This window comes from Streptomyces sp. NRRL B-24085, from assembly GCF_001282115.1.
Classification (GTDB): domain Bacteria; phylum Actinomycetota; class Actinomycetes; order Streptomycetales; family Streptomycetaceae; genus Streptomyces.
Genome location: NZ_LJBR01000198.1, coordinates 1 through 6,881 on the forward strand (window position 1 = coordinate 1; position 6,881 = coordinate 6,881).

General features: G+C 71.9%; 7 protein-coding genes. 5 read left to right on the top strand and 2 right to left on the bottom strand.

Annotation, left to right across the window (positions count from 1 at the left end):
- The coding region (locus AOJ26_RS21795; RefSeq protein ID WP_199828864.1) for an FAD-dependent oxidoreductase at positions 1 to 554 on the top strand (554 nt) is incomplete at its 5' end.
- Positions 555 to 656: 102 nt separating this feature from the next.
- Here AOJ26_RS21795 and AOJ26_RS21800 read toward each other — a convergent pair.
- A complete protein-coding gene (locus AOJ26_RS21800) occupies positions 657 to 2,093 on the bottom strand; it encodes a hypothetical protein (RefSeq protein WP_053850010.1) in 1,437 nt (478 codons plus the stop codon).
- A gap of 244 nt (positions 2,094 to 2,337) precedes the next feature.
- On the opposite strand from AOJ26_RS21800, the gene lipB reads away from it, so the two are divergent.
- The 4 genes from lipB (at position 2,338) to AOJ26_RS21820 (ending at position 5,413) form a co-directional block, all read left to right on the top strand.
- Complete coding sequence (lipB, locus tag AOJ26_RS21805) at positions 2,338 to 3,138, top strand: lipoyl(octanoyl) transferase LipB (protein WP_053850011.1); 801 nt, start codon at positions 2,338 to 2,340, stop codon at positions 3,136 to 3,138.
- 73 nt (positions 3,139 to 3,211) lie between these two features.
- Complete coding sequence (gene lipA, locus AOJ26_RS21810; RefSeq protein ID WP_053850012.1) at positions 3,212 to 4,177, top strand: lipoyl synthase; 966 nt, start codon at positions 3,212 to 3,214, stop codon at positions 4,175 to 4,177.
- A 267-nt stretch (positions 4,178 to 4,444) separates the two neighbouring features.
- Positions 4,445 to 4,645 (top strand): hypothetical protein, encoded by a 201-nt coding sequence (locus AOJ26_RS21815; RefSeq protein WP_053850013.1) that lies wholly within the window; start codon positions 4,445 to 4,447, stop codon positions 4,643 to 4,645.
- Between the two features lie 66 nt (positions 4,646 to 4,711).
- Positions 4,712 to 5,413 (top strand): DUF4191 domain-containing protein, encoded by a 702-nt coding sequence (locus tag AOJ26_RS21820; protein ID WP_053850014.1) that lies wholly within the window; start codon positions 4,712 to 4,714, stop codon positions 5,411 to 5,413.
- Positions 5,414 to 5,491: 78 nt separating this feature from the next.
- On the opposite strand, the gene AOJ26_RS21825 is transcribed toward AOJ26_RS21820, so the two are convergent.
- Positions 5,492 to 6,745: a lipase family protein gene (locus tag AOJ26_RS21825; protein WP_086724363.1), complete on the bottom strand. Its 1,254-nt coding sequence runs from the start codon at positions 6,743 to 6,745 to the stop codon at positions 5,492 to 5,494.
- Positions 6,746 to 6,881: the final 136 nt, after the last annotated feature.

Below are 6,881 nucleotides of genomic sequence, written 5' to 3' on the forward strand. Positions count from 1 at the left end.
CGGTGCTGCTGGCGACGGACGCGCGGGCCGCGGCCCGGTTGCTGCCGGGGCTGCGGGTGCCGGACTTCCACCCGGTGACGGTGGTCCACCACACGACGGACGACGCGCCCCGCACGGGATCCGCGCTGCTGCTGGACGCCGACCGGGGCGGCCCGGTGGCGCACACGGCGGTGATCAGCGAGGTCGACCCCAGCCGGGCCCCCGCGGGCCGGGCCCTGATCTCCTCGACGGTCCTGGGCACCCCTCCGTCCGACCTGGAGGCGGCCGTACGCACCCATCTGGCCCGCCTGTACGGCACGTCGACGCACCGCTGGGAGACCCTCGCGGTCCACCACACCCGGGAGGCGGTCCCGGCCATGCCCGCCCCGCACGACCTGCGCCGCCCGGTCCGCCTCCTGGCCGGCCTGTACGTCTGCGGCGACCACCGCGACACCAGCACGGTCCAGGGCGCCCTGCACTCGGCCCACCGAGCGACGACGGCCATCCTGAAGGACCTGGGAGCAGCGGGCTCGATGCACCGAGCGGACCCGACTCCCACCGCCCAGGCAGCCTGACGGCCAGCCACCCCCGCGCCCTTCAGGGGCGCGGGGAACTGCGCGACAAGCCACGGCGGACCGGCACTGGGCACACACCGGTGCGGAGTTACGGCGGGCCCCCTACCCCAGCGCAGCCACCTTGTCCCGATAACTCCGAACCGGCGCCGCATCCTTGTACGGCTCCAACCGCCGCTCGAAGTCCCGCACGTACTCCACCGCCCGCACCGACCGCATCTCCGCCGCCTGCCCGGCGGCCTCCGCGGCCAGCGCGCACGCCTGGTCCAACTCCCCAAGCCCCAGCCTCGCAGAGGCGAGCACCACCCGGCAGAACAGCCGACTGCGGGCGTACGCCGGCGCCCTCAACTGAAGGGAGCGCTCGGCGTGTTGGGCCGCCGCCCGGAACTGCTGCAAGTCCCGGTGGCAGTGCCCGAACTCGTCCGCGAGCTGCGCCTCGTCGAAGAAGCGTGCCCAGTGCGGGACTTCGTCACCGGGGCGCGCCGCCTCCAGGGCCCGCTCCGCGCGGACCAGCGAGGCCGTGCACGCCCGCACCTCCCCCAGCACCCCGTGCCCGCGCGCCTCGGCCGAGTGCAGCAGTGCCTGCACGACCGGCGGGGCGCTGGTGCCGACGCCCTGCTGGGCCACCCGCGCGAGCTGGATCGCCTCCCGGCCGTGCCCCAGGTACACGGCCTGCCTGCTCATCGTGACCAGGACGTACGCCCCGTAGGCCCGGTCCCCCGCGGCCTGGGCGAGCCGCAGCGCCTGCACGAAGTACCGCTGGGCGAGCCCGTGCGCCGCGATGTCGTACGACGTCCAGCCCGCGAGCCGGGTCAGGTCGGCGGCCGCGGCGAACAGCCGGCGTCCGGTGGTCTCCCCGTAGGTGCCGCGCAGCATCGGCTCGCACTCGTGCTCCAGGTAGCGCACCAGGGCCTGCCGGGCGTGCCCGCCGCCGTACTGGTCGTCGAGGCTGCGGAAGAGGTCGCCCACCGAGCAGAGGGCCGCGATGTCGCCCCCGGTGACCCGCTGACCGGGGCCGCGCTCGGCCTGGCCGCGCTGCCGGGGCACCACCGGGCGCCCCTGGGGAGGGACCCGCAGGGGTGGCTCGCCGCGGGCGACCCGGTCGTCGGGGCGGCCGATCAGCCAGTCCCGGCTCGGCACCACCAGCCCGGCCGGGGTGAAGGCGATCTTGCGCAGCTCGGCGTGGCTGCCGGAGTCCTTGCGCCACAGACCGCTGACGATGTCGACGGCCTCCTCAGGCCCCGCGGCGAACTCCAGTCCCGCGTAGACCGGCGCGCAGGCGTCGAGGCCGAGGTCCTGCGCGGAGAGCCGGCGGCCGAGCCGGCGGGTGAAGACCTCGGCGATGAGAGCGGGTGTGGTGCCCCGGGGCTGCTGCCCGCGCAGCCACCGGGTCACGGAGGTCTTGTCGTATCTGAGATCCAGCCCGTGTTCGAGACCGAGCTGGTCCACGCGTCGGGCGAGACCCGCGTTGGAGAACCCCGCTTCTGCGATGAGCGCGGCGAGCTGTCGGTTGGGAGTGCGCTGCGCGGGTCGTTCCGTCATCTGCGGTGCGGTCTCCTGCCTTTCGGGCCGTCACGGGTCACGTGGTGCCCGGATTGCCTGTGAGCTGCCCTTATGGCCGCTGCGAACGGCGCGAATGTAGCGGAGAGTAAGCAGACGGTCGCACACTTCGACGTTCGTTCATCCGATCGTGTGAGGATTGCCCCCAGGGCTGACGTCCGCGGGCCGGACGTACAGTGGCGTAGGCACCCTTCGTGCCTTACGACCTTCTAGGGAGGCGCTTGCCGTGAGTGGGTTGCGGTTCGTCCGCATGGGGTTCGGTGCGGACGCGGTCGAGTACCAGGTGGCCTGGGACGAGCAGCGCCGGGTGCACGCGGCGCGGTTCGAGGACCAGGTCCCCGACACGGTCCTGCTGCTCGAACACCCCCCTGTCTACACGGCGGGCCGGCGCACCGCGGACAACGAGCGCCCCCTCGACGGCACCCCCGTCATCGACGTCGACCGCGGCGGCAAGATCACCTGGCACGGACCGGGCCAGCTGGTGGGCTACCCGATCCAGAAGCTGCCGCGTCCGGTGGACGTGGTGGCGCACGTACGACGGCTGGAGGAGGCCCTGATCCGCACCTGCGCGGAGTTCGGCCTGGAGACCACCCGGGTCGAGGGCCGCAGCGGCGTGTGGGTGCTCGGCGACCCGGTCGAGCAGCGCCCCTCCCTCGGCGGGCTCTCCCTCGACTTCGACCCCCGGCTCACGGACGAGGAGTTCGACCCGCGCCTGAACGGGCCGGAGTACGCGCCGTCCAACGCCGGCCAGCGCCGCGAGGACCGCAAGATCGCGGCCATCGGGATCCGCGTCGCCAAGGGCGTCACCATGCACGGCTTCGCGCTGAACGTGAACCCGGACAACAAGTGGTTCGACCGGATCATCCCGTGCGGCATCCGGGACGCGGGCGTCGCCTCCCTCGCGGCCGAGCTCGGCCGGGACGTGACCATCGACGAGGTCCTGCCGGTCGTCGAGCGGCACCTGCGGGACGTGCTGGAGAACGCGGAGCTGAAGCCGAGGGTGATCGAGAAGACACCTGCGGCCTGAGACAGGCGGTGGGCTTTCAAATCCACGGGCGTACCCTTGAGCACGCCGAAGAATCAACGCTAGGGAGCCGGTCGTGTCCGCAGTCGCACCCGACGGACGCAAGATGCTGCGCCTGGAGGTCCGCAACGCCCAGACCCCCATCGAGCGCAAGCCCGAGTGGATCAAGACCCGGGCGAAAATGGGTCCCGAGTACACCGCCATGCAGAAGCTCGTGAAGAGCGAGGGCCTGCACACGGTCTGCCAGGAAGCCGGCTGTCCCAACATCTACGAGTGCTGGGAGGACCGCGAGGCGACCTTCCTCATCGGCGGCGACCAGTGCACCCGGCGCTGCGACTTCTGCCAGATCGACACCGGCAAGCCCGAGGCGCTCGACCGCGACGAGCCGCGCCGCGTGGGCGAGTCCGTGGTCACCATGGACCTGAACTACGCCACGATCACCGGCGTCGCCCGCGACGACCTGGAGGACGGCGGCGCCTGGCTGTACGCCGAGACGGTCCGCCAGATCCATGAGCAGACCGCTTCCCGCGAGGCCGGCCGCACCAAGGTCGAGCTGCTGGCCCCCGACTTCAACGCCGTGCCGGAGCTGCTCCGGCAGGTCTTCGAGTCCCGCCCCGAGGTCTTCGCGCACAACGTCGAGACGGTCCCGCGGATCTTCAAGCGCATCCGCCCCGGCTTCCGCTACGAGCGCTCCCTGAAGGTCATCACCGACGCCCGCGACTTCGGCCTGGTGACCAAGTCCAACCTGATCCTCGGCATGGGCGAGACCCGCGAGGAGGTCAGCGAGGCGCTCCTGCAGCTGCACGACGCCGGCTGTGAGCTCATCACCATCACCCAGTACCTGCGGCCGTCGGTACGGCACCACCCCGTGGAGCGCTGGGTCAAGCCGCAGGAGTTCGTGGAGCTGAAGGAGGAGGCCGAGCAGATCGGCTTCTCCGGTGTGATGTCCGGGCCCCTCGTCCGGTCCTCCTACCGGGCGGGCCGGCTCTACCAGATGGCCGTCGAGAAGCGCGGCGCCTACGTCGCCTCGCAGGCCGTCTGAGCACCCCCGGATGGCACGGAGTGTCACGCTAAACGTGTGAATCCGAGCACAAGCAACTACCGCCCGGTAGTGGCCGATTGACGCGGTCCCGGACATCCCCGCAGATAGGGGGGTCATCGGGGCCGCGTCCGCGTTTCGGGGCGAAGCAACAAGGCTTCATGGGCGTTTGACCGGTCGGTCACGCCCTGGTAACACCATTCAGTGACCCTGGCTGTACAGCCCGTGCACCACTCACCAGAGCCGCCGCTCCCGAGGGGGGACCTCATCATGCAGGCCGCGCCCGTTCGCGCCACCGCGATCCCGTCGTTCACCGATGCACTCCGTGCCGTCGAGTCCGTGCTCCTGAGCGGCGGACAGCGCACCGCCCGCCGCAACGCCTGGACCTCCGTCCTGGAGGACCGCCGCCGGGCCAAGGACCGGGTCGAGGCGCAGCGCGTCCTGGACCAGACGTTCACCATCAGCTCCTGAGTCCTGCCTCCGGGAGGGCGGGCACTGCCGTCGTCGGCGCCTGCCGGGCCACGTAGACTTCGGGGCATGGCGAGAAGTGACAGTGCGGCGGATGCCGCGAACAGCGGGCGACTGAAGCAGATCGCCCTGACGTACAAGATGACCCGCAAGGCCGACAAGAAGATCGGCCTGGTGCTCGCGGGTGTCTTCATCCTCATCCTCGGCGTTTTTCTCGCCATCGGTTTCCTGATCGGCCACCCGGTCTACCTCGGCATCCTGGGCTTCCTGCTCGCCTTCCTCGGGACGGCGATCGTGTTCGGGCGCCGCGCCGAGCGGGCCGCGTTCGGGCAGATGGAAGGCCAGCCGGGTGCCGCCGCGGCCGTCCTGGACAACATCGGCCGGGGCTGGACGACCACCCCCGCGGTGGCGATGAACCGCAGCCAGGACGTGGTGCACCGGGCCGTCGGCAAGGCCGGCATCGTCCTGGTCGCCGAGGGCAACCCGAACCGGGTCAAGGGCCTGCTGGCCGCCGAGAAGAAGAAGATGAACCGCATCGTCGCGGACGTACCGGTGCACGACATCGTCGTCGGCACGGGCGAGGGCCAGGTCCCGCTCAAGAAGGTGCGGACCACGATGCTCAAGCTGCCGCGCGTGCTGACCGGCCCCCAGGTGACCGCCACCAACGACCGGCTGCGGGCGTTGGGCGACCTGATGAGCAACATGCCGTTGCCGAAGGGCCCGATGCCGAAGGGCATGAAGCTGCCGAAGGGCGGCGGCAGGACCCGCTGACTCCTCGCGTACGACGATGGGGGCGCCCGGTGTGACACCGGGCGCCCCCATCGTCGTTACGGCTCGGGTCGTGACAGCTCAGCAGTCGTTCGCGGCCGGGCGGCCCGCGAAGCGGTCGCCGAGCCAGGAGACGACGTCACCGACGGCCTGGTTGTCGGTGAGCAGATGGTCGCCTGGGTAGATCTTCCAGCCTGTCCGCACGCCCGCCGCGCAGTAGGCGGCGCGGACGGCGTCCTCGGTGGCGGTGGGGATGACCTCGTCGAGGGCGCCACGGTACTGGAGGACGGGAAAGTCGATCCTGTAGGCCCCGAGGTTCACGCCGAGTTTCTGGGCGTCCAGGACCTGGCCCCAGGTGCGGCCGTCGCTGCCGCGCTGCTGGTAGAGCTGGTCGAGGGTGAGCCCGGCCGTGGTGAAGTCCTTGATGCTCCTGCCCGCGAGGCCGGTGACGGTGCCGACCAGGCAGACGGACTTGGCGGTCTTCACGGCCTCCCGGCCCTGGTCGTTGAGGAGCGAGTCGAAGGGCAGCGTGGGGTAGGCCGCCTGGATGCCGAGGGCCGCGTCGGCGAGGAAGCCGGCGAAGGCGCCGCCGTCGAGCCCGGCCGCCACCTGCTTCAAATCACCGGGGACACCGCCTGAGGCGTCCCCGACCACGTCGAGCTCGGGCGCGTAGCCCGCCGCCAGCTGGGCCGCCCACAGGCTCGCCGCGCCGCCCTCGGAGTACCCCCACAGCCCGACGCGGGCCTGCCGGGACAGACCGCTGCCCGGCACGGCGGGGGCCGCGCGGGCGATGTCGAGCAGGGCGTGCCCGGAGTCGGTGCCGGCGACATAGCGGTGCGTCTGGCCGTCGAGGTACCCGGGGCCGTCGGTCGCGGCGACCGCGTACCCGGCCTTGAGCAGGGCCGCGATGTTGTCGCCCTCGTACTCGTCCTGGTAGGCCCCGGCGAGCTGCTTGGAGAACGCGCACTGGGGGCCGAGGCCGAGGGTGCCGGGGTGGAAGGCGACGACGGGGCGGTCACCGGTGCCGGTCCAGGGTGCCGTGGGAACGGCGAGGGTGCCGGAGACGGCTACGGGACGGCCCTGGTTGTCGGTGGAGCTGTAGAGGACCTTCCAGGCGGACATGGCGATGTTGCCCGGCACCTGGCTCAACGTGACGGAACGGCAGGCCAGCACGGTGCCCGGGGTGGCGGGGACGGTGGCGGGGGGTGTGTACACCTCGGCGTCGGCCGCCGTGCAGGCGGCCGCGGCGGAGGCCTCGGCCTCGGGTGCCTCGGCGAGGAGACCGGCGCCCAGCAGGGCGGCGGCGAGGATGCTGACGAGGGCGGATCTCTTCATGGGTCCGGCGCGTCCCTTCGCAACGGGGGGAGGTTGCTTGGGTGCCAGACGCTAGGAGCCCGGGCCTGCTGACCTGTAGTCAACCGCTGCGCGTGTTCGGCGGGGCGGCTGTCAGGACACGACAAAGCCGGGGGGT